This is a genomic window from Pseudomonas sp. S44, assembly GCF_016624805.1.
Lineage (GTDB): Bacteria > Pseudomonadota > Gammaproteobacteria > Pseudomonadales > Pseudomonadaceae > Aquipseudomonas > Aquipseudomonas machongensis.
In genome coordinates, this window is sequence record NZ_JACVTY010000001.1 from 87882 (window position 1) to 114843 (window position 26962).

Genomic DNA, 26962 nt, shown 5'->3' on the forward strand with positions numbered 1-26962 from the left:
TCGGTTGCAGAAAGTAAACGGACGAATCAGCCGGGCATGATCTCAGGGGGGACGCCCTGGGGCAACCGCAAGCTGGCAGGCTGTGCAGCGAGCGCCTGAAGGAATTCTTCCAGCGGCATTGGCCGGGCGTAAAGGTAGCCTTGCTGGAAATCCACCTGTTGTCGCGCAAGGTAATCACGCTGAATGTCGGTTTCCACGCCCTCGGCGACAATGCCCAGCCCCAGCTTGGTCGACAGGTCGATGATGGTGTCGAGGATGTGCTGTGACAGTGCATCGCTGCCGATCATGGCGACGAAACTCTGGTCGATCTTCAGGTAGTCGATCTTGAACTGCCGCAGGTAGTTGAGGCTGGACTGGCCGGTGCCGAAGTCGTCCAGGGCAATCATCACGCCCATCTGGTGAAGCTTTTCGAACAGCTCCAGGGTGATCGGCGTCGCTTCGATCAGTTTGCGTTCGGTCAACTCCAGGGTCAGGATCACTCGGCCAGGTGGAAAGTGCTGGAGAAAGGTGCGGCAATCGTCAAGCAGTCCCAGGTCGCGGCAGTGGTCGGCGGTGATGTTGATGCCGATGTGGAAGCCGTCCTCCATCAGCGCCGAATAGGGCGCCAGGCCTTGGGCGGTAAGCAGCATCAGAGCACGGGTCATGGGCACGATCTGCCCACTGTGCTCGGCGTAGGGGATGAACAGGTCGGGGCGCACCAATCCCTCGTGCGGGTGTTGCCAGCGCATCAGTATCTCGGCGCCGGCCCAGCGGTAGTCACCCTTGCGCACCACCGGCTGAAAGTATGGGATGAACTCGTTCGCCTCCAGCGCCCGGTTCAACTCGGCCCTTGACGACGAGGCACGTCGCAGTTGCCAACGACAGGCCAGACCGATCAACGCGCCAATGACCAATAGAAGGCCCAGCAGCGCCGGGTACTGGCTGCGCAGCACTTCCATCGGTTTGTCCGGACCATAGCCACCGTGGACGCTGAACGGGTAGCGTGCCGAGTATTGAGAGACGTGTGCGCTGGCGGCTGTCGGAGGGGTGCCGGTATGCACGAGGCCGTCGGCACCCAACCAGTGCCTGCCGATCTGAACCCCTAGCGTTTCGTCATCGGCAATCAAGCGCAGGGCCGTGAGCAGGTGGTCGCCATCGACCGTGGCGATGGCTCCGCGGCCCTCCTGACCGGTGCGATACACCAATAGGGGATGGCCGGGCGTGATCGAATTGCCATCCATCAGCCACAGCTGACCTTCGGTGTAGTCGAGGGGGTTGACCGGTTCGTCGTAATCGCCCAACAGCGAGGAGCAATACAGGGTGTCGTGGTCAAACAGGTTGGTGGAGCGTACGAACGCATTGCGCGTCACTTGCTCGCGCAAAGCCAGTGTGACTTCGCTACACGGGCGTCCGGCCAGAGGCAACAGCGCTTGCGCCGCCTTGGAGACACCATCCAGGATACGCTCCACATGGTTGACGACCTGCTGGACGGTGGCCTGGCTGTTGTCTCGCAGATCGCGTTCGATCTGCCAGTGCATGATCGCCAGGCCGCACAGTATTGGCAGTGTGCCGACCGCCCAGGGCAGCAGGCGGCGCCAGCTCCAGCGAGCAGTGCGTTTAACCGTAAGAGGCATGCGGGTCTAGACTTGTATGACTGGTGGTTGCACAAGGATAGCTCGGACCTTCGGCGGAGTACCGAACTAATGCGCGACAAAGGAAATTACGCACTGTAGAATCAGTTTACGAATACAAGAATAAGGTCTTTCCCTTCTGGAAAGCCGACCCAGCCGAGACCAGGTCCATATGGCATATCACGGGTTCAAGCTTCTCTATGGCGATTTCCTCTCCCGCAGCGTGAGGGGTATTCCCTGCTCACCACCTCATCTGTCCGACATCCCAAGCGTTTGACACCGTTTTTTTTGCTGTAGATGAGGACACGAACATGGCTGATATCTTCGACAACCCGATGGGCCTGATGGGCTTTGAGTTCATCGAGTTCGCTTCGCCCACTCCTGGCGTGCTGGAACCGGTATTCCAGGCATTGGGCTTCACAAAGGTGGCCACTCACCGCTCCAAGGATGTCCACCTCTATCGCCAGGGTGGCATCAACCTGATCCTGAACAACGAGCCCAAGAGCATCGCTTCCTACTTTGCTGCCGAGCATGGTCCGTCCGTTTGCGGTATGGCATTCCGCGTGCGCAATGCGCATGAAGCCTATGCCCGCGCGCTGGAGTTGGGGGCTCAGCCGGTCGAAATCGAAACGGGCCCGATGGAGCTGCGGCTGCCAGCGATCAAGGGCATCGGCGGTGCGCCGCTGTACCTGATCGATCGTTTCGAGGAAGGCAGCTCGATCTATGACATCGACTTCAACTTTATCGAAGGCGTTGACCGCAATCCGGCAGGCGCGGGGCTGAAGATCATCGATCACCTCACGCACAACGTCTACCGTGGGCGAATGAGCTATTGGGCAGGCTTTTACGAGAAGTTGTTCAATTTCCGCGAGATCCGCTATTTCGACATCAAGGGCGAGTACACCGGGCTGACCTCGCGCGCCATGACTGCGCCGGACGGCATGATCCGTATTCCGCTGAACGAGGAATCGTCCAAGGGCTCGGGCCAGATCGAAGAGTTCCTGATGCAGTTCAATGGAGAAGGTATTCAGCACGTGGCCTTCCTGACCGACGACCTGCTCAAGACCTGGGATGCTCTCAAGGCCATCGGCACGCGTTTCATGACCCCGCCGCCACAGACCTACTACGAGATGCTCGAAGAGCGCCTGCCGGGGCATGGCGAGCCCGTCGATCAGCTACAGGCTCGGGGTATTCTGCTCGATGGTGCGTCCGCGCCTGGCGACAAACGCCTGTTGCTGCAGATCTTCTCGGAAACCCTGCTGGGGCCGGTATTCTTCGAGTTCATCCAGCGCAAGGGCGATGATGGCTTTGGCGAAGGTAATTTCAAGGCGCTGTTCGAGTCCATTGAGCGCGATCAGGTTCGGCGCGGCGTGCTTAACGTCGACTAGCCTTGTGAACAGGGTGTTACCGGTCAGTGACCGGCAACACCCCTTTGACAGGGTATCGTTTACGCAAGAGGCTCCAAAGTACGAGCACCGAGGTGAACAGGCCGATAAGTACGAGGGAGGGCATGATATTTGTCCTGATATAGTGTGACTCGCGAGCCGTAAAACCATCAGGATAACCCGCTCTGACGAGGTAACCGTACTTTTCCGATACGCCGCTCTGCGAGAACTCCGACAGCGAGGGGCGTACTTCGTTACGGCTGTCACCTTTGGCCGAGATGTAAAGGTCGCCAAACTCAAGTTCCAACACGACCCCGTCCTTGAAGCCGCGCAGTTCGTTCCGTAGCTCGAGCCCGTAGGTGCTGGCGATAACTGAATGGTTATCGGCGACCAAGCGGTACTCCACGAGAATACCGTTGGGGATGGTCGGTGAATTCATGTTGAGTTGCAGGTATTCGCCCTTTGCGAAGTGAGGCGTGTACAAAGGCTTTGTGCCCAGGCTACTGCAAAATCCGATGTCGTTGCGGGTCAACACCAACGAGTGAATCCGCGGGTTACGCCTGGCCTGGTTCTCCAGTTCTTGTTGAACTTCACTGCATGGCTGGGTACTCAGCGGCTGCGCCTGCAGTGCCGCGCTATGTAGGCTATCGAGTACACGATCGATAGCGAACACGGCTTCTTCGATGGAGACCTTCGATTTTTTCTCAAGCTGTCTGTGCATTTGGTAGTCCATGACCACCAATCCCGAGATCACGGGGGTTGTGCCGATCAATACGGAGAGCATGAGATTGGTCACGCGGTGGTTCAGATACCTGGAAATGCTCATTGACTTCTCCCTATCGTTTCGATGAATGAAGAAGCTTGCTCTTGTGTATCCAGTGACGCTGTAAGTCATGTCGTGAATGGGGGGAGACAAACCACCCCTTGCCTGTGCGATTGATTACGGTTGATGGAGTCGCTAGATCATTTGCTCCTTGACCCGTGCCTTGAAAAAGCCTGCTGGCCGATAAAGGTGCAGGCTGATCAGTGCAATCGTGTTCGGGCTGTTCTCTATAGCAATGTGCTAGCCTTCAGGTATTTCATGATCTTCAGGAGTTGCCATGGATTCGGAAACCCTGCCAGCCAACGTGCTCATGCCACTTGGTGCCTTTGCCGGGAGCATTGTTCTTGGCTGCCGATGAACAGGCGCGAAAGGGCGCCACACAAGTCATACATCTGGTTTCGCCGTCACCCTCGGTCGAGGTGCGCGCTGAACATATTCTCCACTTCGATTGGGGCAGCACTCCGCTGGGCCCATTGTCGCAGTGGCCTCCCTCGCTACGTATCGCGGTGGATATCATGCTTTTGTCGCCCTTTCCCTGCGCACTGGCCTGGGGCAAGGAACTGACTCTGATTCCCAGCCAGAGCTACCTGGCGTTGCTGGCTGACGACCAGCGCCAGGTAGGGGAACGTTTTGATCAGCTGTGGCATGTTGAATGGGAGCGAATGGGCCCACGGGTCTTCCAGGCGCTGGAGGGGAGGGCCAGTTTTGTCGACGAGTCGCCCATCCAGGTGCGTTATCGTGAGAGCGGTGAACATGCCTGGTTCGCGTTCGGTTACGCCCCCGTGCGCGATGAGGAAGGTACGGTTGCCGGGTTTTTGCACACCGCGATCGATACCACTGCCAGCTTGGAGCAAATCCGCCAGTGGCGTGAACTGGCGCAGAGCTTCGAGCAACAGGTCGGGTGTCATCTACCCAACAGTGATCCTCTCTGGCGCCTGTCACGGGATGCGATGATCATCGTCAGCCGCGATCTCGAACTGCTGGCCGCGAACGACGCATGGCATCGGGTGCTGGGATGGGAACAGCAGTCACTGAACGCGATTGCGCTCGTCGATCTTGTGCATCCCGCTGATCGTGCGGAGGTCCGCCTGGCGATCAATGATCTGCTGCTGGGCAAGGTGATCGAACAGGTGGAGTCGCGGCTCAGGCACAAGGATGGGTACTACCGTTGGATGAGTTGGAGTGCGCGGCCCGAGGGCGACGTGCTGATTGCAGTAGGGCGGGATATTACCGAGGAGCGCACCACGATCTTGCGCGAGGCCCAAAGCCTGCTGCGTGATAGGCAGCGAATGGAAACCGTTGGCCAATTGGCGGGCGGCATGGCGCATGAGATGAACAATCTATTGGCGGGCATTGGCGGTAGCCTCGAGTTGCTCCAGCGTCGCTTGGGCCAGGGACGCTTGGAGCGCATCGATGAGTACGTCCATGTGGCGCGCGAGTCGGTACAGCGTGCGATGGCGCTGACCCATCGGTTGCTGGCATTTTCCAGCAGCCAACCATTGCGACCGCGACTACTCGATGTGAACGGCCTGTTGCAAGATCTTGAGCCATTGATCCATCAGGCTCTCGGGCCAGAATTCGCATTGAACTGGCAACTGGACGTAGCGCCCTGGCCAGTGCAGGTCGATCCTGGGCAGTTGGAGGTTGCGATTCTCAACCTGTGCAGCAATGCCCAGGATGCGGTGGTTGAAAGGGGTTGCTTGACTATTCGGACGGCCAACGAACGATTTGAGAATGGGGTGGAGCACGATGAGAGCATCCCTGCCGGGGATTATGTCGCCATTCACGTCCAGGATGATGGGCAGGGCATGCCCGCAGACGCGGTGAGCCGTGCTTTCGAGCCGTTCTTCACCACCAAGCCCAAAGGTCGTGGCGCCGGGCTTGGGCTGCCGATGATCTACGGATTTGCTCGCCAGTCTGGGGGTTATGTGTGGATCGAGTCGACGCCAGGGAAGGGTACTCAGGTCACACTCCTGTTCCCGCGCCACCCAGGCGAGTTGCCTGTAGTCAATGAAGAGGGAGAGGTGCCTGCGTTGAAGCAGGGCAGGACTGAGCGAATACTGTTGGTCGACGACGAGGGGAATTTACGGTCATTGATGAAGGAGGTGCTGGTAGAGCATGGTTTTGACGTCATCGAAGCCAGTGATTCCGGTATGGCGCTGGAGCACTATCGTGAGAGTGGTGTATTCGATCTGGTGATCACCGATATCGGTTTGCCAGGTGGTATGAGCGGACGCCAGGTGGGCAAGACGATTCGCCAGGCCAAACCCCTTCAGAAAATCCTGTTCATTACCGGATACACCGCGCAGCCTCTCGAACGCAGCCTTCTCGACCAGCCAGGCACCGCACTCATGCTCAAGCCGTTCTCGCTGGAAAGCCTCGCGGTCCAGGTTCAGCGGATGCTCGAGCCCTGACGGCGATCATGCTTCGCCGAGCATCTGTGCCACGCGCTGGCTCAGCTGGTTCAGCTCGAAGGGTTTGCAGATCAGTTGCATGCCAGGGGCGAGGAAGCCTTCGCGGGACATGGCCGTTTCCGCGTAACCGGTAATGAACAGGACAGGCAGGTTCGGTCGTAGTGTGCGAGCAATCTCGGCCAGCTGTCGACCATTCATGCCTGGCAGTCCGACATCGCTGATAAGCAGTGCGATGGGCTGGGGGGAACGCAGAAGGTGCAGCGCCTGCGTAGCGTTGCAGGCGCTTTGGCAGGGGAAGCCGTCATCACACAGAGCCTGGCAGAGCAGCTCGCGCACTTCGCGATCGTCCTCGACGATCAACACCTCGCGGCAGTTCCCTGCCGTCGGCGTACTTGCAGCCTCCAAGGCCTGCGGCGGGATGCCCAGGCAGCGCGGCAGGTAGAGATCCACCCGCGTGCCCCGGCCAATCTGGCTGTCCACCGTGACATGGCCGTGGGACTGTTTGCTGAACCCATAGACCATCGACAAGCCCAGGCCTATGCCCTGGCCCACGGGCTTGGTACTGAAAAAGGGTTCGAAGGCATGTTCCAGGGTGCCTTGCGACATGCCCTGGCCAGTGTCGCTGATGGTCAGTTGCAGGTAGTCGCCGCTGCTCAAGCCAGCATCTTGGAACTGTGCAGCGTCGATGTGCTGGTTGCTGGCTTCGATAGACAGCCGCCCCCCGCTGGGCATGGCTTCCCGGGCGTTGAGCAGCAGGTTGTTCAACGATTCGCGTAACTGCTTGTCGTCTGCCTCGACTGGCCAGAGTTCATCCGACACGCGCAAGGACAGTTTCACCGAACTGCCCAATATAGCCTGCAACCGCGCAGGCTGGAGCAGGGCATGCAGGTCCACCGCCTGGCTCTGCAGCGATTGACGGGAAGAAAAGGCCAGCAGCCTGTGAGTCAGCGTCGCCCCGCGGGCTACGGCGTCTTGCCCCATGCGCAGGACTTTGTCGAGCCCTTCGGTGCGTCCTTGCTGCAGACGCCTGTCGATCAATTCGAAGCTACCGCCGATGCTGGTCAGCAGATTGTTGAAGTCATGGGCAACGCCGCCGGCCAACTGGCCAATAGCTTCCATCTTGCGAGTCTGGTGTCGGACCTGGTCGCCAGTCTGTAGGCTTTCCAGGCGCTGGTGCAGCGCGCTCAACGCGTTGCGCGCCATGTACTGTCGACGCCGAGCGCGCAGAGCTTGGTTCGTCGCGCCCAAAAGTTGCTGTTCGTCGAACGGGTAACTCAGGTACGACAGATTACCCAACCCTTGCAACATCGACACATTAACGGTCGTCGCATGGGTGTTGAGCAGCAATACCGGCAGGTCGGACCATTCGGGTTGACCCTCGATGAACAGGTGCAGGGGTGACTGCGGGTTGTCGGACAAAGCCTGCGAGTCGACGATTACCACGGCAACACCCTCTGCCAGCCATAGGCCAAAGCGCTGCTTGTCGCTTGTACACAGGCAGGCGATACCGCTGCCAGACAACAGGTTGGCGACAGTCGCTGCAACCTGCTCGGGTGCGAGGATCAGGGTGCGTTCGTCCAACGACAACGAACCGGACAAGACGAATCTCCCAGGGCAGTGGCCTGGCCGGAAATGGCCGTGCGTTCAGCGTGCTACTACCCACTGGACCACCAGCGTTCCGCCGAGGTTCAAACCGGTTCTACAAACCTTGTTGCAAATAGGGATCGTCTGGGTTCTGTCGCTCAAGTTCGGCGAGCAAGACTTGTACATTCTGTATCTGCCCGGTTTCCTTCCAGTAGCGAATCAGCAGTACCCGAGCTCGACGATTGGCGGGCTGGCGGTCGAGCAGGGTTTCCAGCTGTTTTTGTGCTGCTTCGACCTGTTCAAGGTCATGCAGGGTGACGGCCAACGTGTAGCGGTAGTCGGCATTGTCCGGCTCGAGTTCAACGGCTCGGGAAAAAGCCAGCAAGGCGTATTCCTGTTGATCATGGCGGGTGAGCCACAGGCCCAGTTCATATTGCAGAAACGCAGAGTCCGGGCGCAGCGCCAGGGCTTTGCCCAGCACCTCGCGGGAGGCGTCGTGCTGGCCTTGGCGCTCCAGCAGGCGTACCCGCGTTGCAAGCGCTTGCAGATCCTGCGGTGCCAGAGCAAGGCTGCGCTGAAGCGCCGCTTCGGCCTGTGGGTAATCCTGTTCGTGAAGGTACAGCCGCGCCAGGTGGACTTGTGCCTCGGCATCGTCGGGTCGCTGTTGGAGTGCTTGTTGGTATTGCTCCAAGGCCGCCTGCAGCGGTCGGAAATACAGGCCGATGGCATCGGGGTCCAGGCCCAGCAATGCATCCACCACGGCGAACCGTACGTTCTGGTCGTCATCCTCGAGCAAAGGGCCGAGGACCAGACTGCGTTGGGCTGGTGGCAGCAGGCGCCGGATGCTGGTGATCGCCGCACGGCGTACAAGGGGATCACCGTGGTCGAGGTCCTGCTGGGCCAGTTTCAGCGCCTGGGGGGAGGGGTAGTGAGGGAGTTCGGCGTAGAGCGCAGCGCGCCGGATCGGCGGCAGGTCCTTGCGTTGCAACTGTTGGTAGAGCACCCGGGCTGCCCCCGGAAGACCTTCGTGCGCCTGGCGCAGTGCCTTGGCATAGCTCTGCGGCGGCAGGCTGGAGGGCACCGGTTTCGGCGCGCGCCACAAATAACCGATCACCCCTGGGATCGCCAGGATGAGCAGCAGTGCGATCAGGTAGCGGCTACGTTTGGGCATTAGTGGTACCGGGGTCAGGAAGGGCTGAGCTTGGGGCAGCCGGCGGCTAAATGCAACGGGGCCGGGCAAGCCTTCGGATTGGAAGGTGCAGGGAAGGATTGTCCTGCATATGAGACAAATAAAGCTATTTTGTCCGCCTAATGCATCATTGTGTTCATCGGTAGAATACTTGCCAGCCAAGAGAGGAGATATCTCGTGAAAAAGATTCTGGGTATTCACCGTAGTCCTCACGCCCATTGGGTTGGGGATGGTTTCCCCGTGCGCAGTCTGTTCACTTACGATCAACTGGCACGCCATATCAGCCCGTTCCTGATGCTGGACTACGCTGGCCCTCACACGTTCCCGCCGACCAACGCCCGTCGCGGAGTCGGCCAGCACCCGCATCGCGGCTTCGAGACCGTGACCATTGTCTACCAGGGAGAACTCCAACACCGAGACTCCACCGGCGCCGGCGGCTTGATCGGCCCTGGCGACGTGCAGTGGATGACCGCAGCCAATGGCATCATCCATGAAGAATTCCATTCGCCGGCCTTTGCCCGCAGCGGTGGCGTGCTTGAGATGGTGCAGCTGTGGGTCAACTTGCCTGCCCGCGACAAACTGACTCCGGCGGGTTACCAGACGCTACTGGATGCTGAGATTCCCCGAGTAGCGCTAGGCGAGGGTATCGGCAGCCTGCGGGTGATCGCAGGCGATTACCGTGGACACCGGGGACCTGCCCGGACGTTCACGTCCATGGATGTGTGGGACGTGCGTTTGCAGGCTGGGGCAACGCTGCATTTGCCGATTGCGCTGGGGCGTAATGCCGCGCTGGTTGCACTGCGCGGGTCGATACGGGTTAACGACCAGCAGGACGTCAGCCCGGCCAGCCTGGTGTTGCTGGAGCGCGATGGCGAACATGCCGGCGTGACTGCGCTGGAAGACGCCACCTTGTTATTGCTCAGTGGCGAACCGATCGATGAGCCGATCGTTGGTTATGGCCCGTTCGTGATGAACTCCCAGGCTCAAATCGCCGAAGCATTCGACGACTTCCACGCAGGGCGTTTTGGGCAGATGGTGAAATCCTGAACGCACGTCATGCGGGGTATCTGGCGCTGCCACAAGCCAATTTCAGCCAGAGGCGCGCCAGCTCACCTCGCTGATGCCATAGCGCTCGGCCATGGGTCTACTGACTTTCTTGATCTTTTCTCGGCCATAGCGGCCGATTTTGCCGACGCCGGCATCGCAACTTGCCCAATGCCAGGCCTCGGCATTATCCATACGTTCGGCGCGAATGATGAACGACTTGTGCTCGCCGTGCAGCGCATAGTCGATCACGAACAGTTTTGCATCAATCATCGCTACCCGATTCCTCAGCGCAACGCGCAACACGACGGTCCATGGCTTGATGCTGTGAAATCGAGCCAGACGGTAAAGTTTGCAAAATCTTCGTTGCACACGACGAACGGTACTTTTGCTGCCGTTTGTCGCATCGCCCAGGCAACCAATCGAACGAGCCATCGCGCCATGGTTCCACTCACTAGAGTGGATAAGGCTTTTGCGCGTTGGACATTGCCAGGATGAATGGGCTGCCGGCGGGGACATGAGCACTATCAATTGGCGCTACACCTGCACAACGTGTAGTCCCATCAAAGGCAATCCGTTGAAGAGAGGGTCATGACATGTCGTTGATCGGCGTTTCGATGCTGGAGATGCGTCAGTTGATCGAGCAGGCCTGTCTGCCCGATCGGTGCGAAGTGAGTAGCCCCGATGGCGTCAGCCTGACCATTCGCCTGGGACGGGGTGAGAGCCTGGAGGATGGCTACACTCTGACAGGCATACCGCTCGATAGCCTTAACAGTTGTCGTGACCTGGTCGGTTTGGTCGGGCAGTTGCGTGGCGCGCAACGAGTGGGGCATGCACCTGACCTCAAGGTGACTACCCAGAAGGCTCTTATATAGCCTGATCCCGGGCGGCCGATCGCTTCACTGCAGCTCAAGCAGCAGATTCAAACCACCGTCGCCGCATTTGCCGCAGTCGCGCACTACCCCCCGATAACGGCGTCCCTGCCAGACGAATGCAACACTATGAGCACGTTCAACCTTGTCCGGAAGTGGCGGGTGAATGTGCAAACGCAGCGCAGGGTGCCCTTGCAAATTAAGCGCGGCCAGTTGGGCATGGCATTCGACACTCTGCGCCACTGGGCCGAACAGTGTGTCGCGAACATAGTCGAGCTGCAGGCAGGAGCTGGGCGCGCGGCCGGGCATCTTCATGGCTGTTGCCAGAACGGCCGGTGATGCCGGTGATCGTGCGTACTCAAGGGCAATGACATGGCTAAGTCTCCGAAGGACGTAGGCATGTTGAGGGCGCCAGCCGGACTATGTTCCATTGGAATTTTCTACCAACGTCGAGGTTCATCATCCGACTGCTGGCGCCAGGCTGACAGACGCCGCTCCAGCCTGGCGAGCAGGGCATCGAAGAGCAGGGCGCAGCAGGTGAGAACGATGATGCCCGCCAGCACGGTGTTGACGTCGAAGGTGGCCTCGGCTTGCAGGATGAGGTAGCCAATTCCGCGTGTCGATCCCAGGTATTCACCGACCACGACCCCGACGAATGCCAGGCCGATGACGGTGTTCAGGCTGGAAAACACCCAACCCAGGGCGGCAGGCAGATAGACGATACGAATGAGTTGCCAGCGGTTGGCGCCAAGCAATCTTACGTTGGCCAACAGCGCAGGACTTACCTCGCGCACGCCCTGGTAGACGTTGAAGAAGACCGCAAAGAATACCAATGTGATGCCCAGCGCGACCTTCGAGGCGATGCCCAGCCCCAGCCACATCACCAACAAGGGCGCCAGCACCACCCTGGGGACCGCATTGGCAGCCTTGATGAACGGCGACAATACCCGCGCCAGCGTGGGCGTGAGCCCTAACCAGAGACCGAGTGCCAGGCCTGAGGTGAGCCCTAGCAAAAAGGCCAGGAGCGTTTCGGTCAGTGTGACCAGCAAGTGAGGGTAGAGCGTGCCGGGAAAGTTCAGCGTAGTCAGCAGATGATCTTGCCAATACAGCTCCAGCGAACCGTTGCCCGTGCTCAGCCAGCGCCAGAGTTGCTGCAAGACTGCGTGTGGGTGACCGACAAAGAACGCCAGCTCTTCGTCGGCAGCCAGCCATGACCAGAAGGAGAACAGTGCGAGCAGGAGGGCGGCGCGTAGTAGCCAGAGGATGGTCCACGACATGTCAGTCTCGGGCGATTGTAGTGGCGGGAGGCAGGTGCCCCAGGGTGTGCCATAGACGCTGGTACAGAGCTGCGGACTCGGGATTCTTGCGTAGTGACATCGTGTCGCGTGGGCGTGGCAGGGGTATTCGAATGTCTTCGATGCACCGGGATGCAGGTCCGGCGTTGAAAACCAGTACGCGGTCGGCGAGGGTGATGGCTTCGTCGAGATCGTGGGTGACGAACAAGACCGACTTGCGTTGTTCGTCCCACAATTCGAGCAGCAATTGCTGCATCGCTTGACGCGTTTGGGCATCCAGCGCGGCGAAGGGCTCATCCATGAGCAGCAGCGAAGTGTCGTGGATCAGCGCCTGGGCAAGGGCGACACGTTTGCGCATGCCGCCAGACAATTGGTGAGGGTAGCGATCGGGAACGTCGGTCAGCCCGACTCGCCTCAACCAACACGCGGCGTGTTGGTTGGCGTGTTGCTTGTTCACACCACGCAGTTGCAGGGGAAGGCTCACATTGTCGAGCGCTGTGCGCCACGGCAACAGCGCATCGTGTTGAAACATGTAGGAAGCGTGGTGGTTCAACCCGACCAAGGGCTTGCCATGGCAGCGGATCTGCCCGCTGTAGGCCGGTTTGAGGCCTGCGGCGAGGTCGAGCAGGGTCGACTTGCCGCAACCGGTAGGGCCCAATACGCAGACGAATTCACCTTCACGTACAGTCAGGTCGACCCGTGCCAATGCCAGCAAGTGATCGTGACGCGCTTCCACGTCGAGCATTTCCAGAGCGAGTGTGGAGGTCATGGTTGCGTGGCTTGGTCAACGAACTGATTGGTCCATGTCGCCTGGAGGTTGATCTGGCGTTGGGCCATGACCGGGTCGAAACTCTGCAGCGCCTGCAAAGCGTTGCGTGCCCCCTCTGCAGGGAAGCGACCGTTCACGCTGAGGGATGGTTGGATGTTGCGAAACGCCTGGCGATAAAGCTCTGCATCACCCATCAGGTAGGGTGTCGGCACTAGGTCGGCGACTTCCGCATCCGTGGCGTCGTGCAGCCAGGTCAGCGCCTTGAGCATGGCATTGGTCAGGGCCTGAACGGTCTGTGGGTTGTTCTGGATATAGGTGCTTTTGGCATAGAGGGTGTTAGCCGGCATGGGGCCGCCGAACAGCGCCGCGGTGCCGGCGGGGGTGCGCGCATCTGCGATCAGGCGTATCGCCTGTTGTTGCTCCAGCAGGCTGATCAAGGGTTCGGCGTTGACCAGCGCATCGATCTTGCCGCTCAGCATCGCCTGTACTGCTGTCGCACCAGTGCCGACGGTGGCAAAGGCAACGTCCTCGGTGCTGAGCCCTCCTTGTGCCAGCACGCGGTTGGCGAGCATCTGGGTCGAGGAGCCGGGCGCGCTGATGCCGATGGTCTTGCCTCGCAAGTCTGCGATCGAGCTGTAGTTCGCCAGGGTTCTGGTGGAGATGCCCATGGCGAGCTGCGGGCTCTCGCTTGCCAGCACGAAGGCCTGAAGTGCCTGGCCGCGAGCCTGCAGACGCAAGGTGTGCTCGTAGGCGCCACTGACTACCTGCACGGCATCGGCCACCAGCGCCTGTGCCGCTTTGCCGCCACCAGTGAAGTCGATGACCTTCACATCGAGACCTTCATCGCGGAAATAGCCCTGTTCCAGTGCGACGGTCAGCGGCAGGTTGTAGATGACGGCCTGGCCACCGACGCCCAGGTGGACAGGGGTCAGATCAGGGGGTTGCTCTTTGGCCGTGGCAGGGGCTGCAACCAGCAGCATGAAGCAACTGAGAACAAATGCGCGCATGGCACCTCCTTGTTGGAAAGGTCCACAGGGTAGGGCATCAAGGATGGGTGATGGGCGCAGACGCTCCGAAGTGCGTGTAGGAACGCTCCTAAACCGCTTCAGCCAGGAGCGTCAGGGTTGGCGCTCGGCCACCGCTCTGAGTGTTTTCAGCGTGACCATTGGCGCATCGACCACAAAACGATTGGCCAGCCAGCCCGGTACATCACCGGCAGGATCGGCCTGCAGCCTATAGGTGACCTCGGTATCACGTTCGGCCAGCGGGTGCATGATCCACTCACCTTGCAATTGGCGCACGCGAATGAAGCCGGGGGCCTCCGGCACCTTGTCCGGGTCAGCGCCGAGCCTGCGGATCAGTGAGCCGTCGTCGAGCCGCTCGGTACGTACGCGCAGGACCATGTCCCGGGGTTGCGCCGGCCAGGGCAGCTCGGTGGTGAGGTAGACCCAGGTGCTGTCGCCATCCACTTCCAGCAGGCGCATCTGTGCGCAGGCGTACAACCACTTGCAGGCGACACGCAGGTTTTCCTGAAGATCGCTCAGGGTGCGGACACTGGCCTTGATCCGGACAACGCCGCGAAATTGCTGGTAGGGCGAACCCTGGACGTCGCCAAGATAAATGTCGATGCCGCTTTCCTGGTGCGTGAGGCGCCAGTTGTCGGCAGACAACGCAAGCGTCGGCAGGACAAGTGCGCAGAGCATGGCGAGGCGAATTCGGGTCAGGAGCTGCGGCATGTTCAGGCTCCACGCAGAGGGTCACCCTAGTATGCGCGGGAACAGGCAGAACGATCATGAAGATGATGTTGCGCCGATCAGGGCCGTGGCCGACCCCGATCGGTTGATGCGGGTGGGCGCCTCAGCGCTGCGGATTGAGCGTCAGGTGCACGTGACGGTTCACGTCCTTGTACAGCAGGTAGCTGAACGGCCCTGGACCACCCGAGTAGCAGGCTTGTGGGCAGAACGCACGCAGCCACATGAAGTCACCGGCTTCCACTTCCACCCAGTCCTGGTTGAGGCGATATACCGCCTTGCCTTCGAGCACGTACAAGCCGTGTTCCATGACGTGGGTTTCAGCAAACGGAATCACGCCGCCTGGCTGGAAGGTCACAATGTTGACGTGCATGTCGTGACGCATGTCGGCCATGTCGACGAAGCGAGTGGTGACCCAGCGCCCTTCGGTGCCCGGCATCTCGATGACCGTGGCGTTATCGCGGTGCGTGACGAACGATTCGGGAACCGCCAGGCCTTCGACTTTCTGGTAGTGCTTGCGTAGCCAGTGGAAGGTGACGTTAGCCTTGCTGTTATTGCGCAGGCTCCACTCGGCCCCTGGTGCGAGGAAGGCGTAGCCACCGGGCACCAAGGTGTGGTGCTTGCCTTCGACGGTGATGTCGATCTCGCCTTCGACGACGAACACTACGGCTTCGGCATTCGGGTCCAGCTCAGGGCGTTCGCTGCCGCCTTCAGGGGCGACTTCGACGATGTACTGCGAGAAGGTTTCGGCAAAACCAGTCAGTGGGCGGGCGATGACCCACATGCGCATCTTGTCCCAGAACGGCAAGTGGCTGGTGACGATGTCACGCATCACGCCCTTGGGAATGACGGCATAGGCCTCGGTGAACATGGCACGGTCAGTCAGCAGCTCGGTTTGAGCCGGGTGCCCACCGTGGGGGGCGAAGTAGGAGTGATTCGACATGGACAGTCTCGACTTGTTGTTCTCTCCCCGTGCCGTGAACCGCACCGTCCGGTGCGGCGCAGGGGATGCACGGACAGCATAGGGGCGAGGCCCTGGCATCCACAAATTAAATGTTGGAATACCCGGTATTTGCCGGCTGAATGCTCAGCGGTCGTGCGGTCAGCGATTGCTGGTCAGCCGCTGCTGGGCCGCCGCGCAACCGTTGATCTCCACCGCCTTCTGCAGAAAAGCCTGACGCCGTTGCGGGTCGAGCTCGCCGAGCAGGCGGTAGACCTCGGCCTGGTAGTCGCGCTGACGCCCCCATTGAAGTTCCAGGCCTTGCGGGCGACTGCGGTTGCAAGCCAGTCGAGTGGCGGGTTGCGGATAGTAGGCGGCGTAAAGGGTCGCCATGCTCGGAATGGCTTCCAGCGCCTCGCGGTAGGCGAGAGTATGGTTGTAGGACGGGCACCAGTTAGCAATTGCTGTCGCTGGCGGGGCGAAGCCCTGGCGCAGGCTGGCTTCGAGCAATGGGCAGGCAGCGTCGGCAATTTTCCCGGCAGGCAGGTAAGTCATGTAATACAGAGCCAAGCGGTACTGCGCTACGGGATGGCCCAAGGCAACCGACTTTTCCAGTAGCGCTACCGCCGTTGGCAATGTGCGGGCCATGGCCTGGCCCTGGCGGCTGAGCTCCGGATCATTGGTCTCGGCTGTGCGCAGTGGGCTGGGGCTGTCATCCTCGGTGTCGGCCTGCTCGAGCAATGGCAATGCCTGGCGGTAGAGAAGATCGGCATGGGGATCGATGCGAACGTCGAGCGCCTGGGCGGCAAGCGGCGTCAGCGCTGCGAACAAGCCCGAAAGGAAGACGGCTGGACTCACGAGTGGGCCTCGCAGGCTGGCGCCCAAGTGGGACGAACCAGAAGCGTTTGGGCAGCAGGGGTGTTCATGACGAATTCGCGTTTGCCTCGGGCGACCGGGAGCGGTGAAGGGCTATTCTAGCCATCCCGAGGTGCTGTCGAAAGAGGCTTTGTCGACTGTCAGACGAGCTTGAAAGGCGTGACCTTGCGGTTGGCGTACTTTTCCTGGGCCAACCCCAGCTTCGCGGTGATTACCTTGGCCAGGGCATTGTTGCCCAGGTCGTTGAAATGCAGGCGATCGATGAACAGATGTTCGTTGAACACCGGTGAGCTGCTGAGCATACCGTTCATGTCATAGCAGGGTACGCTCTGCGCCTGGCTCTTGATGCGCCGGAAGAAGGTTGAATGCAGTTCGCTGTCGTAGACACCCTCCAGCAGCCGGTCGAAGTTGCCCGGCTGACGGTCCAGCGCCGAGAGCATGGCCTGCTCGCCGACGGGCAACTGCTCGCGGCACCAGGGCAGCAGTGGCTGCAGGATGAACGTCAGGGAGGTGTGGCTGTCGGCCAGTAATCGCTCCCATTGGCACAGGGTACGGCCGATGCAATCGGCGGCGCGAAGCAGGCGCTTTTCCGGCGCTGACAGCGGCCAGGCCCAGGGCGCTGGCGCCGAACGACGGGGCGCCAGGCTTTGCCCCAGACGCTGCCAGAACGAGGCCCGTCCGGGTTTGGCCAGTTGCACGCCCTCGTTGAAGCTGTTGAGAAAACGCTGGTATGGCCGGGCCGCTTCAGGTTCCTGGTCACCTGAAAGAATTTCGCCAAGCCCTTCCTGGGCCAAGGTGTTGAGGCCGCTGAGTACCACGACATGGCCGATCTGGCCAAGGCGATGCTGGTGGCTGAGGAACATCAGCAGCTCCTGGGTGGCGTTCAGGCCGCAGCCGGCCAGGTTCAACCAGATCTCGCCAGTGAGCATCGACAGGTAGGAGGCCACGGTGTGTTCATCGGAGCTGGCGCCGATACCCAGCGCAGTAGAGCCGCCCACCAGCAGGTTGATGCGCGCCGCGCCGCCGCGCTCGGCCAGTGAAAAGCGCTTGCCGGCGCAGTGGCTGTAGCGCAGGCCCAAGGCATCGGTATTGATGGTGTCGGAGCGGTAGCCGCGCTCGTGCACGTAAAGGGTATGCGGCGCGCGGCGTCCGCCGAGCAGCAGGAAGCGCTGGTAGTCTTCTCGCAGGGGAATGGCGCTGCCCACGTCCGGGGTGATGTCGATCGGTGTCATGGGCGCTCCTGGGAGTCGGGCGGGCTCAGGCGGCCAGCTCCTTGAGGTTGTAGAGCAGGCCGCCCGCGGCGATCAGCAGCAGGGCGACGCCAGAGGCCAGGCTGATCAGGCGGTTGCTGCGCTGCGAAGCGATCTTGCCGATGGCGAAGATGTAGAGGCTCAGCACCGCGAAGTCGATGGCGATCCACAGCAGCGACAGCACCACCATGCTCTTCTCGAAGGATTCAGTGACCTGGATGAACTGCGGGAAGAAGGCGATGAAGAAGATGATGTCCTTGGGGTTGGAAATGCCCACCATGAAACCTTGCAGCAGGCCGCCTCGGCCGGCGCTGCGCGGCGTTTCGACGGTTTCGGCGGTGTGCTTCGGCGGTTGCGGCTGCAGTGCTTCGCGCAGCGTGCCCACGGCGATGTAGCCGATGAACAGGCAGCCCAGCAGGCTCATGCTGCTGAGCCAGGCTTTGTCGATGGCGGCGCTGGTCATGATGATCCAGGCGGCAGCACCAATCAGCACCAGTGACGCCCAGTTGGTGCCGACGGCGGTGAACAGGGCCTTGCGCGAACCGGAGGCGGCAGCGGTGTTGACGATCAGCGCCACTACCGGGCCTGGCGTGGCGATCAGCAGCAGGACGGTGAGGGCGTAGGTAGCAGTCAGTGCGGTATTCACATTCAGTTCTCGATCTGGTTTTCAGGCGTTGCAGCGGCATGGAAGGGGCAGCGCGACGGTTTGAGCGAGCCGGCTTCCTGGAGTTGGTACTGCTTCCATTCGAAGTTGTCGTCCTGGCCGAAGAACCCCAGGCTGTCGGGGATGACCCCGTCGTTGTACTGCGCAACCCGCTCACGTATCCGAGCGCGGATGCGCTGACCACTTTCGGTGCCTGCACTGGCCACCTCGTCGAAGCTTTCCCGTGGGTTGATGACGAAGGCGATGCTGTTGCCCAGGTTGCGGCTTTTCATCTGGCGATGGGCGGGAAAGCTCATGTTGATGAACAGTGGCATGCCGGCAAAGCAGAACGACCACTGAGTGTCATGCGGGTCGCGTGGCACATCCTGTGGCCAAGGCTGAGGATCGCGGGCGTGGACTTGCTGGAGGATCTTCCAGGCCAGGGCCTGCTGTTCGGCCAGCGTTGCGTCGGTGGTCGTTTCCAGAAACACCAGCAGCGGGTTGCCGATGCGCTGCTTGAGCGGGATCGGCGCGATGGTACTGACGTAGTCGGCGAGACCGCGGGCGATATCATTGGCCGGATCATCGGCGCGGGCGAAAATGATGTGGCAGGTGGCGGCAGCGACTGCCTTGCGTCCGAAGAGGCAGGGAAAGCCGGGGTTGCCGAGGATTTCCTTGAAGTGCTCTATGGTCTTGTACGTCCAATGCTGCCTGTTCCGAACATGTTCATCGGCCAGCTCTAGCGCATCCAGGCGATAGCAGTTTCCATAACCCGTAAACATGGTTTCCCCAGGAAGTTTCTATAAGGTGGTTTTTCTGCCTTATCGCGGCGTGTTGGTTAGCTGTAATTGTTATTTAACGGCATTTTCGAAGAACCTCCCAAGGTTGTAAAACGCCTGGAACTATGACCTACTATTAGTTTCACTCATGCTTTGGACGGCGACGATGTCAGAACGGATTCCAGCCCTGCACGCCTTGCGTGCCTTCGAAGTGGCTTCTCGTTACGGCTCTTTCACCCGCGCAGCGGAAGAACTGGCCCTGACCCAAGGGGCGGTAAGCCACCACATCAAGACCCTCGAAGCCATGTTCGGTTGCGACCTGTTCGAGCGCCGTGGCCCCAAGCTGCGCTTGACCGAGCACGGTCGGTTGCTGGCCCAGGAGCTCAAGGTCGGCTTCAAGATCATCGAGAATGCTTGCGCATTGTTGCGCCAGGACCGTTACGGCCTGCGCCTGAAAGCCGCCTCCACGCTCACCGTGCGCTGGCTGCTCAAGGCACTGGACGGTTTCAAGAAGATCGACGACAGCTGCAGCGTACAACTGTCGAGCGTGTGGATGGACATCGACACGGTGGATTTCTATTCCGAGCCCTACGATTGCGCCATCCTGCTGGGCAGCGGCAATTTCCCTGCCGATGTGGAGAGCTTGAAGCTGTTCGATGAATGGCTGATTCCGGTCTGCCACCCCGACTACCTCAAGGATCCTGAGCCAGACCTGTCGGTGCTACGCGACTGTGAATTCCTGCATCCCTCGTCCGACCGCCGTGATTGGCGGCGCTGGTTGGCGCGGGTCGATGCCCTGGACATCAGCATCGATCAAGGGCAGGTGTTCGACACCCTTGACCAAGGGATCTCCGCGGCCCAGCAGGGGCTGGGCATTTCGGTGGTCGATCTGGCATTGGCCAGTGCCGACCTGGCCGCAGGCCGCCTGATCACACCCTTCAAGCAGGCCGTGGCGACTGGCGATGGCTATTACATGACCTGGCTCAAGGCCAGCCCCAAGGCTCGGCAGATGAGCAAGCTGCGTGATTACCTGCTTGGCCAGGTGCCACCGCTGGCGCTCAAGGACATCAACTACCTGTACGGTTGAATACCGTAAAAGCACTTCGCCCAGGCCTGTCACGACAGGCCTGGGCGAATGCGTCTGCAAGATCAGAAGCCGAAGCTGCTCAGCCCCGGATGGTCATCCGGACGACGCCCCAGCGGCCAACGGAACTGGCGTTCTTCTTCCGTGATCGGCATTTCATTGATGCTGGCGTGACGGTTCTGCATCAAACCATCGGCGGCGAACTCCCAGTTCTCGTTGCCATAAGCGCGGTACCACTGGCCGCTGTCATCGCGGTACTCATAGGCATAGCGCACGGCGATGCGGTTTTCGGTGAAGGCCCAGAGCTCCTTGATCAGGCGGTATTCGTGCTCACGATTCCACTTGCGGGTCAGGAAGGCCTGTGCCTCGTCGCGGTTGGTGGCGAAGTCGACCCGGTTACGCCAGCGAGTGTCGAGGGTGTAGGCGAGGGCAACCTTGGCCGCATCGCGGCTGTTCCAGCCATCCTCGGCCAGGCGGACTTTCTCGATAGCGGTTTCGCGGGTGAACGGGGGCAATGGTGGGCGGGACATCGCGGGACTCCTCATGTGCAGGCCCGGAAGAAGTGGCCTGATGGATGAAGCGTAGGCTCAAGCGTGTTCGCTGGGAATAAGTGCAGGCGGCAGTTCATAATTGCGGCAACTGGAATAATCATGGACCAGCCTCAGGTTTCGACTTCGTCCACATAGGCCTCAAAGAACCAGTCCGGGATCTCCTCGGTGCGATACTCCAACTGCGTGCCATCGGTGATCTCTGCGAGCCATAGCGCGCTCTGCTGCGAGTTGTCGAATACATAGGCCCGGTTGCTGGCGGCGATGGCCTCCGGCAACAGGTCGAGCGAACGTCCATAGCGACTGCGCACCAGGTCCGGCCTGACCGGATGCCCGCCCTGGCGGACACGGATGGCCACCCGGTCGAGGTTGATTTCCGGATTCTCCGTCGAGACGAAGTAGAGGTAGGTGCGGTAGCCACTGGCTTGTGCCTGGCGCATGAACTCGATCTTGCTGCCATGGGACATGACGGTTTCGAAGGTGAAGCTGGCCCGGGCTTCGAGCAGGCGCTGGCGGATGAAGTCGGCGATGGCCGAGGCGAAGTAGGCATCCATGCGTACCGCACGGTAGTCGATCCGCTGCGCCTCGAGCCCCAGTCGCCCGACCTGCCCGGCAAGTCGCTTGCTGATGATCAAGGGATGCTCTAGGTGGAACGCCAGCAAGTCAGGCAGCGTGGCCTGGATGCCGAAGAGGGAGAGGTCGATGAAGCCGCTGGCCTTGGCCTGGGTTTCCAGCTCGTCGGCATTGACGAACAGGCGGGTCAGTGCGGCGGGCAGGCTGGCCTTGATGGTGCTCTTGCCGGAGCCGTTCGGACCGGCAAAGACCCGCAGCCTAGGCACGCTCACCGGCGCTGCTGTCGTCGACCTTGCGAACGGTGACAACCTCGCCGAGCTTGACCCTGCGCCGTGGGCCGGCCTTGGCCAGGACGGTCCGGGCGCCATCCGCGCTGACCCTGACCAGTTCGCCGTCGTCAGTGGTCAGCACGCCCTGCTGGCTCATCTGCAGGGCGCGCTGATAGGCGCTGAGTGTCGCCTCACGGGCATGCTCGGGCACGGTTTGCTCAAGAGCGTCGAGCTCAGGTTCGGAGACTTTCCTGGCTTTTGCGGTCATCGTGATGTACCTCCGGTCAGCCACGAAGGGGCTGTGTGCATGAGGAGCATCATAGCGCTGGCCGCGCAGGAAAACATCAGCAGGTGGCATGGCGAAGGTCCTGAAGAGGGGCCATTCGATACTGGCAGAAGACGCGGTTCAGCGTTTCCCCATTACCTGTAGTCCCCCTCCGAAGAGCCCTGTACCGCGCTTACAGCGCTTCGCTGATGGTGCTGTTCGCCACCTTGTTGCGTCCACCCAGCCATACCAGCAGCAGCGCGGCCGCCGACAGCAAACCGCCGGCCATCGGCACCGCGGCGTAGCCCAGGTCCAGGCTGATCACCGCGCCGCCCAGTGCGGCACCGACCGCATTGCCAAGGTTGAATGCACCCACGTTGATCGACGAGGCCAGGCCTGGGGCCTCGGCCGCCGCGATCATCACCCGCATCTGCAGCGGCGGCACCACGGCGAAGGTGAATACTCCCCAGACCAGCAGGGCCAGCGCAGCACCGACATGGCTACCCAGCACCAACGGCATCAGCAGCATGATCACCGCCAGGGTACCGAGGAAGATCCGTGCCGCGCCGTCCAGCGACCAGTCGGCCAGACGACCTCCAAGGCTGTTGCCGAGGGTGAAACCGACACCGATCAGTACCAGGCCCAGTGTGACGAACGCATTGGAGGCACCGGTCAATTCCGCAAGCACCGGGGCCACATAGGTGTACAGCGTGAACATGGCGCCTGCGCCGAGCACCGTGGTGGCCATCGCCAGCAGCACGCTTGGGCGGGCGATCACCGCCAGTTCCTTGCGCACATGCGGCACGCTGCCGCGCTCGCCTTTGGGCAGGGCGTACCACAAGGCACCGATGGCGATCAGACCGAGCACGGCGGTGCCGGCGAAGGCCATGCGCCAGCCGATCTGCTGGCCGATCCAGGTGGCGGCCGGTACGCCGCCGATATTGGCGATGGTCAAGCCCATGAACATGGTGGCAATGGCACTGGCCTGCTTGTCCTTGGGTACCACGCTGGCCGCGACTACCGCGCCCAGGCCGAAGAATGCGCCGTGGTTGAGGCTGGTGATCAGGCGCGATGCCAGCAGGGTGTAATACTCCGGCGACAGCGCCGACAGCAGATTGCCGACGGTGAAGATGCTCATCAGCATCATCAGTGCAGCACGCTTGCCGAAGCGGCTGAACAGCAGGGTCATGATCGGTGCGCCGACCATCACGCCGATGGCGTAGGCGGTGACCAGCATGCCGGCAGTGGGGATGCTGGCGTTGACACCTTCGGCAATGACCGGCAGCAGGCCCATGGGGGCGAATTCGGTGGTGCCGATGCCGAAGGCGCCGATGGCCAGGGCAAACAGGACCCGTTTAGGGGAAAGCGCGCTCATCGGAAACTCCGGGTTATGGCGAATTCAGGAATGTCAGGTGTGGCGTCGACCGCAGTCGACGCCCAAGTGCGGCGAGGGATCAGTCCCAGGCCGGCGCCAGGCCGTCCGGGCTGACTTCGCGACCATTGCGCTCCAGGTCTGCGATCTGCGCCATGTCCTCTTCATCCAGGCGCAGGTCACGGGCAAGCAGGTTGCTGGCCAGGTTCTCGCGCTTGGTGGAGGAGGGGATGACGGCATAGCCCAGTTGCAGCGCCCACGCCAGGGCGACCTGGGCCACCGTGGCCTTGTGCTTGGCAGCGATCTTGGCCAGTACCGGGTCCTTGAGCACCTTGCCGTAGGCCAGGGTCATGTACGACGTGACGGCGATGCCCTGTTCCTTGAGGAAAGCAGTGAGCTTGCGGTTCTGCAGGTAGGGGCTGAGCTCGATCTGGTTGGTGGCGATCTCGCCCTTGCCAACCACATCGATGGCCTGGCGGGTCAGCTCGATGTTGAAGTTGGAGATGCCGATCTGGCGGGTCAGGCCGAGCTTCTTGGCTTCGGCCAGGGCGCCCATGAATTCGCGCAGCTCGACACCGTTGCCTGGGGCGGGCCAGTGGATCAGGGTCAGGTCGACATGATCGGTGCGCAGCTTGGCCAGGCTCTCGCGCAGGCTGGGGATCAGCTTGTCGGCAGCATAGCTGTCGGTCCAGATCTTGGTGGTGATGAACAGCTCTTCACGAGGCACACCGCTTTCGGCGATGGCCTGGCCGACGTCGGCCTCGTTCTTGTAGATCTGCGCGGTGTCGATGACCCGGTAGCCCAGCTCCAGCGCGGACTTGACCGAGTCGATGACGACTTGGCCGGTGAGGCGGAAGGTGCCGAGGCCGAAGGATGGAATGCTCATGGATCTGCTCCTGGTATGGGGGAATTCGGGATCGATCGGGAGGCGCTGGCGCCTGGACACATCGACCATTCGAGTGGGGAGCAGTTTGAAGGTTGCAGCGGGGTTGATTAAGAGGGGCGGGGGGCAAGGTCTTTTGACCTGGAGTCATGAATGGCGGGTGATTGCTTCGTGTGGTGGGCGTTTCGATCGCGCCAGAATGGATCGGGCCTGACTGGCAGGCCCGAGGGTGCAGAGGTTACAGCGTCCACCTCATGGTGACGGTGAAGTTGCGCGGATCGCCGAAGATGTTGGCCCCGGCCGGGTTGCTGATGTTCTGGTAGTAACGCTTGTCGAACACGTTGTTCAGGTTGCCTTGCACGGTGAAGTGCTTGTTGATCCGGTAGGCGGTCATCAGGTCGGTCACGCTGTAGCCGCCCTGTTGCACACCGAAGCTGGTATAGGCCCGGCTCTGGGTACGGAAGCCGCCACCGATGCTCCACTGGTTCAGGTCACCCGGCAACTGGTACACGGTGTTGACCTTGAACAGGTTGTAAGGGGTGTCGCTGTCGAAGCGGTCGCCCTTCTGTTGAGTACCGGTTTCCTTGGCGTACTTGGCGGCGGCATAGGTGTAGCCGACCGACGCCTGCCAGCCCTCGGCGAGCATGCCTTGCACTTCCAGCTCGACGCCCTTGGTCTCGACTTCGCCCGCCGCCTCGTAGCAGCCGTCGGAGAGGTCCGGGCAGGACGACTGTGGCAGGGCCTTGGCGAGGTTTTCCTGGTTCAACTGGAAGTAGGCCAGGCTCACGTTCAGGGCGCCGCCGAAGTATTCGCCCTTGATCCCGGTCTCGTAGTTGGTGCCGGTGACCGGATCGAGGATGGAACCGGTGGCCGAGCGGGATTCCTGTGGCTTGAAGATACGCGTCCAGCTGGCGTACACCGAGTAGGTGTCGTTCAGGTCGTAGACCACGCCGGCATAGGGCGTGAACTCGCGGGTGGCCTTGGAGCTGCCGCCAAAGGCGAAGTCGCCGGACTGGGTCTGCTGTTCGTATTCATACCAGTCCAGACGCGAGCCGAGGGTCAGCTTGAGGTCGTCCTGGATGTTGAAGCGAACGGTGGCGTAGGTGCTGGACTGCTCGACCTTGCCCTTGCGCGACCAGTTGAAGTCGATCTCGGGCTTGGGCACCGAGCCGAAATCGAACGACAGCGGATCGACCGGGTAATCGAAGGTGCCCAGCGGGCCGCCGCCAGGGCCGTCGTCGGTGCGGTCGTGGCGGTAGCTGCCACCGAGCACCAGTTCGTGGGTGCGACCGAACAGGCTGAACGGGCCACTGACATAGCCATCGACGCTCTTCTGGGTGTGCTCGTAGGTGTAGCGGCCTACGTTGAGCTGCAGGGTGTCGGCCGCCTGGTCGAGGCGATAGAAACTGGTACCGAGCATGTCCATCTCACCGCGCAGCCAGGTGGTGTTCAGGCGCAGCTTCCAGTCATTGTCGAAGTGGTGCTCGATCTCGGCGAAGACGCTCTTGTTCTTCTTGTCCCAGTAGGTCCAGGACGGGCTCATGCGGTGTGAGCGGGAGATCGGCAGGAAGTTGCCGTTGGCGTAGGTCGGCAGCCCGGACCAATCGGCGCCAGGGTTGTCCTCGCGGTTGTAGTAGCCGCCCAGGGTGAGGGTGGTGTCCTCGGTCAGGTCGAATTCGGTGATGCCGTACATCAACTGGCGTTTGTTGCTGTAGTCGTCGACGAAGCTGTCCTTGTCCTGCAGCGCGACGACGGCGCGACCCCGTACGCTGCCGCTGTCGTTGAGCTTGCTGCTGGCGTCGAGTTCGGTACGAAAGTTGTTCCACGAGCCTGCGCTGGTGGTGATCGACATCTGCGGCTCGATGGTTGGTCGCTTGCGGATCAGGTTCAACGTCCCCGAGGGGTTGCCGGCACCGACCATCAGGCCGGAGGCGCCGCGCACCACTTCCACGCGATCGAACATCGACAGCATCGAGGTGCCGAGGGTGTCGGTATCGTAGGCCACCGGCAAGCCGTCGATCATGATGTTGTCGACCGAGGTGCCGCGTGAATAGAAGGTCGGACGTTCACCGCCGGTCTTGCGCAGGGTGAGGCCAGGGGTGTACAGCGAGACGTCTTCGAGGGTCTGCATGTTCTGGTCGTTCATGCGCTGGCGGGTCAGCACCGTGACCGACTGCGGCGTGTGGCGCAGCGACGTCGGCAACTTGGTCGCCGTGCTCATCGAGCCTGTGGTGTACGAGCCTGTGCCTTCGGTGGTCTCGCCCAGCACGCCAGCGTTGACGTTGGTCGCCCCCAGTTCCACCGCGCCGCCTTCCCTACGGCCGCTGATGGTCACTGTGGTGCCGTTGATGCTGTAGCCAAGGCCCGTGCCGCCGAGCAATTGGCGCAACGCGGCATCGGGCTCCAGCGAACCCTTGACTGCGGTGCTGCGCAGGCCGCTGATCTGGTCGGGAGAGTACAGCAGTTGCCACTGGCTCTGCTGCCCGAAGGCAATCAACGCGCTACCAAGCGCCTGCTGGGGAATGTTGAAGGCCACTTGCTGGGCCTGGGCAACCATCGGCGCTGCCAGCATCATGCCGACAGCGGTGGCGGGCAAGCCGGACGCCATGAGGCGCCGGACAAGCATGGCCTTTGACAACGGGCGAAGGTTAGGGAAGACGTGCATTGGCAGACTCTATGATTATGTTGTAGATAATGATTTGCATTACATCTAGTGAGACGCACACACACAGCAGAACCGGAAA

Annotated in this window: 26 protein-coding genes; 5 read left to right on the plus strand and 21 right to left on the minus strand. The window is 61.2% G+C overall.

The genetic code is table 11. The features are described 5' to 3' along the window. Window positions 1-26 precede the first annotated feature (26 nt). Window positions 27-1613: an EAL domain-containing protein gene (locus IAE40_RS00400; RefSeq protein WP_197890819.1), complete on the minus strand. Its 1587-nt coding sequence runs from the start codon at window positions 1611-1613 to the stop codon at window positions 27-29. A 308-nt stretch (window positions 1614-1921) separates the two neighbouring features. Here IAE40_RS00400 and hppD point away from each other — a divergent pair, with 308 nt between their 5' ends. Then, window positions 1922-2998, plus strand: coding sequence for a 4-hydroxyphenylpyruvate dioxygenase (gene hppD, locus IAE40_RS00405; RefSeq protein ID WP_063544992.1), 1077 nt, complete (start codon window positions 1922-1924; stop codon window positions 2996-2998). A 16-nt stretch (window positions 2999-3014) separates the two neighbouring features. On the opposite strand, the gene IAE40_RS00410 is transcribed toward hppD, so the two are convergent. After that, window positions 3015-3821: a CSS-motif domain-containing protein gene (locus tag IAE40_RS00410; protein WP_197890820.1), complete on the minus strand. Its 807-nt coding sequence runs from the start codon at window positions 3819-3821 to the stop codon at window positions 3015-3017. A 341-nt stretch (window positions 3822-4162) separates the two neighbouring features. Here IAE40_RS00410 and IAE40_RS00415 point away from each other — a divergent pair, with 341 nt between their 5' ends. Next, window positions 4163-6232 (plus strand): hybrid sensor histidine kinase/response regulator, encoded by a 2070-nt coding sequence (locus IAE40_RS00415; RefSeq protein ID WP_200602382.1) that lies wholly within the window; start codon window positions 4163-4165, stop codon window positions 6230-6232. A 6-nt stretch (window positions 6233-6238) separates the two neighbouring features. On the opposite strand, the gene IAE40_RS00420 is transcribed toward IAE40_RS00415, so the two are convergent. Together IAE40_RS00420 and IAE40_RS00425 are read right to left on the minus strand one after the other, a co-directional pair. Beyond that, window positions 6239-7831, minus strand: coding sequence for a response regulator (locus IAE40_RS00420; protein WP_153773710.1), 1593 nt, complete (start codon window positions 7829-7831; stop codon window positions 6239-6241). 100 nt (window positions 7832-7931) lie between these two features. Then, window positions 7932-8987 (minus strand): HEAT repeat domain-containing protein, encoded by a 1056-nt coding sequence (locus IAE40_RS00425; RefSeq protein ID WP_200602383.1) that lies wholly within the window; start codon window positions 8985-8987, stop codon window positions 7932-7934. Window positions 8988-9182: 195 nt separating this feature from the next. Between IAE40_RS00425 and IAE40_RS00430 the strand changes: the two genes are divergently transcribed. After that, complete coding sequence (locus IAE40_RS00430) at window positions 9183-10052, plus strand: pirin family protein (protein ID WP_200602384.1); 870 nt, start codon at window positions 9183-9185, stop codon at window positions 10050-10052. A 42-nt stretch (window positions 10053-10094) separates the two neighbouring features. Here IAE40_RS00430 and IAE40_RS25855 read toward each other — a convergent pair whose 3' ends face one another. After that, window positions 10095-10322, minus strand: a complete 228-nt coding sequence (locus tag IAE40_RS25855) for a DUF6555 family protein (protein ID WP_054890681.1) — start codon at window positions 10320-10322, stop codon at window positions 10095-10097. 323 nt (window positions 10323-10645) lie between these two features. Between IAE40_RS25855 and IAE40_RS00440 the strand changes: the two genes are divergently transcribed. Then, window positions 10646-10924 carry a DUF1652 domain-containing protein gene (locus tag IAE40_RS00440; RefSeq protein WP_081311661.1) on the plus strand — a complete coding sequence of 93 codons (279 nt, stop codon included), beginning with the start codon at window positions 10646-10648 and terminating at the stop codon, window positions 10922-10924. Between the two features lie 24 nt (window positions 10925-10948). Here the strand turns inward: IAE40_RS00440 and IAE40_RS00445 are convergent, their stop codons facing one another. The 10 genes from IAE40_RS00445 to IAE40_RS00490 all read right to left on the minus strand — a co-directional run bounded on the left by IAE40_RS00445 (window position 10949) and on the right by IAE40_RS00490 (window position 19227). Continuing rightward, on the minus strand, window positions 10949-11236 hold the full coding sequence (locus tag IAE40_RS00445) for a hypothetical protein (RefSeq protein WP_063544989.1): 288 nt from the start codon (window positions 11234-11236) through the stop codon (window positions 10949-10951). 125 nt (window positions 11237-11361) lie between these two features. Then, a complete protein-coding gene (locus IAE40_RS00450) occupies window positions 11362-12198 on the minus strand; it encodes an ABC transporter permease (protein WP_197890829.1) in 837 nt (278 codons plus the stop codon). Window position 12199: 1 nt separating this feature from the next. Continuing rightward, window positions 12200-12985, minus strand: coding sequence for an ABC transporter ATP-binding protein (locus tag IAE40_RS00455; RefSeq protein WP_197890831.1), 786 nt, complete (start codon window positions 12983-12985; stop codon window positions 12200-12202). Continuing rightward, on the minus strand, window positions 12982-13992 hold the full coding sequence (locus IAE40_RS00460) for an ABC transporter substrate-binding protein (RefSeq protein ID WP_197890833.1): 1011 nt from the start codon (window positions 13990-13992) through the stop codon (window positions 12982-12984). The genes IAE40_RS00455 and IAE40_RS00460 overlap by 4 nt, the downstream gene beginning before the upstream one ends. A 111-nt stretch (window positions 13993-14103) precedes the next feature. Beyond that, entirely contained in the window at window positions 14104-14721 is a 618-nt protein-coding gene (locus IAE40_RS00465) for an START domain-containing protein (protein ID WP_200602385.1), read from the minus strand. A gap of 121 nt (window positions 14722-14842) precedes the next feature. Then, entirely contained in the window at window positions 14843-15679 is an 837-nt protein-coding gene (locus IAE40_RS00470; RefSeq protein ID WP_054890674.1) for a bifunctional allantoicase/(S)-ureidoglycine aminohydrolase, read from the minus strand. 159 nt (window positions 15680-15838) lie between these two features. Further along, window positions 15839-16534 carry a sel1 repeat family protein gene (locus IAE40_RS00475; RefSeq protein ID WP_197890837.1) on the minus strand — a complete coding sequence of 232 codons (696 nt, stop codon included), beginning with the start codon at window positions 16532-16534 and terminating at the stop codon, window positions 15839-15841. 158 nt (window positions 16535-16692) lie between these two features. Beyond that, on the minus strand, window positions 16693-17784 hold the full coding sequence (locus IAE40_RS00480; RefSeq protein WP_054890673.1) for a hypothetical protein: 1092 nt from the start codon (window positions 17782-17784) through the stop codon (window positions 16693-16695). Window positions 17785-17809: 25 nt separating this feature from the next. Further along, on the minus strand, window positions 17810-18448 hold the full coding sequence (locus IAE40_RS00485; protein ID WP_197890839.1) for a LysE family translocator: 639 nt from the start codon (window positions 18446-18448) through the stop codon (window positions 17810-17812). A 2-nt stretch (window positions 18449-18450) separates the two neighbouring features. Then, window positions 18451-19227: a YqcI/YcgG family protein gene (locus IAE40_RS00490; protein WP_197890841.1), complete on the minus strand. Its 777-nt coding sequence runs from the start codon at window positions 19225-19227 to the stop codon at window positions 18451-18453. Between the two features lie 163 nt (window positions 19228-19390). On the opposite strand from IAE40_RS00490, the gene IAE40_RS00495 reads away from it, so the two are divergent. Further along, on the plus strand, window positions 19391-20311 hold the full coding sequence (locus tag IAE40_RS00495) for a LysR substrate-binding domain-containing protein (protein ID WP_063544980.1): 921 nt from the start codon (window positions 19391-19393) through the stop codon (window positions 20309-20311). 62 nt (window positions 20312-20373) lie between these two features. Here IAE40_RS00495 and IAE40_RS00500 read toward each other — a convergent pair whose 3' ends face one another. The 6 genes from IAE40_RS00500 to IAE40_RS00525 form a co-directional block, all read right to left on the minus strand. Beyond that, window positions 20374-20838, minus strand: a complete 465-nt coding sequence (locus IAE40_RS00500; protein WP_063544979.1) for a nuclear transport factor 2 family protein — start codon at window positions 20836-20838, stop codon at window positions 20374-20376. 131 nt (window positions 20839-20969) lie between these two features. Then, on the minus strand, window positions 20970-21701 hold the full coding sequence (locus IAE40_RS00505; RefSeq protein WP_200602386.1) for a zeta toxin family protein: 732 nt from the start codon (window positions 21699-21701) through the stop codon (window positions 20970-20972). Further along, window positions 21688-21966 (minus strand): hypothetical protein, encoded by a 279-nt coding sequence (locus IAE40_RS00510; protein WP_153773700.1) that lies wholly within the window; start codon window positions 21964-21966, stop codon window positions 21688-21690. The genes IAE40_RS00505 and IAE40_RS00510 overlap by 14 nt, the downstream gene beginning before the upstream one ends. Window positions 21967-22156: 190 nt before the next feature. Beyond that, window positions 22157-23338 carry an MFS transporter gene (locus IAE40_RS00515; protein WP_200602387.1) on the minus strand — a complete coding sequence of 394 codons (1182 nt, stop codon included), beginning with the start codon at window positions 23336-23338 and terminating at the stop codon, window positions 22157-22159. 79 nt (window positions 23339-23417) lie between these two features. Continuing rightward, a complete protein-coding gene (dkgB, locus tag IAE40_RS00520) occupies window positions 23418-24221 on the minus strand; it encodes a 2,5-didehydrogluconate reductase DkgB (protein WP_200602388.1) in 804 nt (267 codons plus the stop codon). A gap of 235 nt (window positions 24222-24456) precedes the next feature. Next, on the minus strand, window positions 24457-26814 hold the full coding sequence (locus tag IAE40_RS00525; protein WP_234465012.1) for a TonB-dependent siderophore receptor: 2358 nt from the start codon (window positions 26812-26814) through the stop codon (window positions 24457-24459). Window positions 26815-26962 lie beyond the last annotated feature (148 nt).

Excerpts from the sequence above, each read along its gene's own strand:
- IAE40_RS00510 (WP_153773700.1), bottom strand. The coding sequence starts at position 21,966 with ATGACCGCAAAAGCCAGGAAAGTCTCCGAACCTGAGCTCGACGCTCTT.
- IAE40_RS00470 (WP_054890674.1), bottom strand. The coding sequence starts at position 15,679 with ATGTCGAATCACTCCTACTTCGCCCCCCACGGTGGGCACCCGGCTCAA.
- IAE40_RS00515 (WP_200602387.1), bottom strand. The coding sequence starts at position 23,338 with ATGAGCGCGCTTTCCCCTAAACGGGTCCTGTTTGCCCTGGCCATCGGC.
- IAE40_RS00400 (WP_197890819.1), bottom strand. The coding sequence starts at position 1,613 with ATGCCTCTTACGGTTAAACGCACTGCTCGCTGGAGCTGGCGCCGCCTG.
- hppD (WP_063544992.1), top strand. The coding sequence starts at position 1,922 with ATGGCTGATATCTTCGACAACCCGATGGGCCTGATGGGCTTTGAGTTC.
- IAE40_RS00450 (WP_197890829.1), bottom strand. The coding sequence starts at position 12,198 with ATGTCGTGGACCATCCTCTGGCTACTACGCGCCGCCCTCCTGCTCGCA.
- IAE40_RS00465 (WP_200602385.1), bottom strand. The coding sequence starts at position 14,721 with ATGCCGCAGCTCCTGACCCGAATTCGCCTCGCCATGCTCTGCGCACTT.
- IAE40_RS00500 (WP_063544979.1), bottom strand. The coding sequence starts at position 20,838 with ATGTCCCGCCCACCATTGCCCCCGTTCACCCGCGAAACCGCTATCGAG.
- IAE40_RS25855 (WP_054890681.1), bottom strand. The coding sequence starts at position 10,322 with ATGATTGATGCAAAACTGTTCGTGATCGACTATGCGCTGCACGGCGAG.
- IAE40_RS00445 (WP_063544989.1), bottom strand. The coding sequence starts at position 11,236 with ATGAAGATGCCCGGCCGCGCGCCCAGCTCCTGCCTGCAGCTCGACTAT.
- IAE40_RS00490 (WP_197890841.1), bottom strand. The coding sequence starts at position 19,227 with ATGTTTACGGGTTATGGAAACTGCTATCGCCTGGATGCGCTAGAGCTG.
- IAE40_RS00495 (WP_063544980.1), top strand. The coding sequence starts at position 19,391 with ATGTCAGAACGGATTCCAGCCCTGCACGCCTTGCGTGCCTTCGAAGTG.
- IAE40_RS00480 (WP_054890673.1), bottom strand. The coding sequence starts at position 17,784 with ATGACACCGATCGACATCACCCCGGACGTGGGCAGCGCCATTCCCCTG.
- IAE40_RS00455 (WP_197890831.1), bottom strand. The coding sequence starts at position 12,985 with ATGACCTCCACACTCGCTCTGGAAATGCTCGACGTGGAAGCGCGTCAC.
- dkgB (WP_200602388.1), bottom strand. The coding sequence starts at position 24,221 with ATGAGCATTCCATCCTTCGGCCTCGGCACCTTCCGCCTCACCGGCCAA.
- IAE40_RS00425 (WP_200602383.1), bottom strand. The coding sequence starts at position 8,987 with ATGCCCAAACGTAGCCGCTACCTGATCGCACTGCTGCTCATCCTGGCG.
- IAE40_RS00460 (WP_197890833.1), bottom strand. The coding sequence starts at position 13,992 with ATGCGCGCATTTGTTCTCAGTTGCTTCATGCTGCTGGTTGCAGCCCCT.
- IAE40_RS00440 (WP_081311661.1), top strand. The coding sequence starts at position 10,646 with ATGTCGTTGATCGGCGTTTCGATGCTGGAGATGCGTCAGTTGATCGAG.
- IAE40_RS00410 (WP_197890820.1), bottom strand. The coding sequence starts at position 3,821 with ATGAGCATTTCCAGGTATCTGAACCACCGCGTGACCAATCTCATGCTC.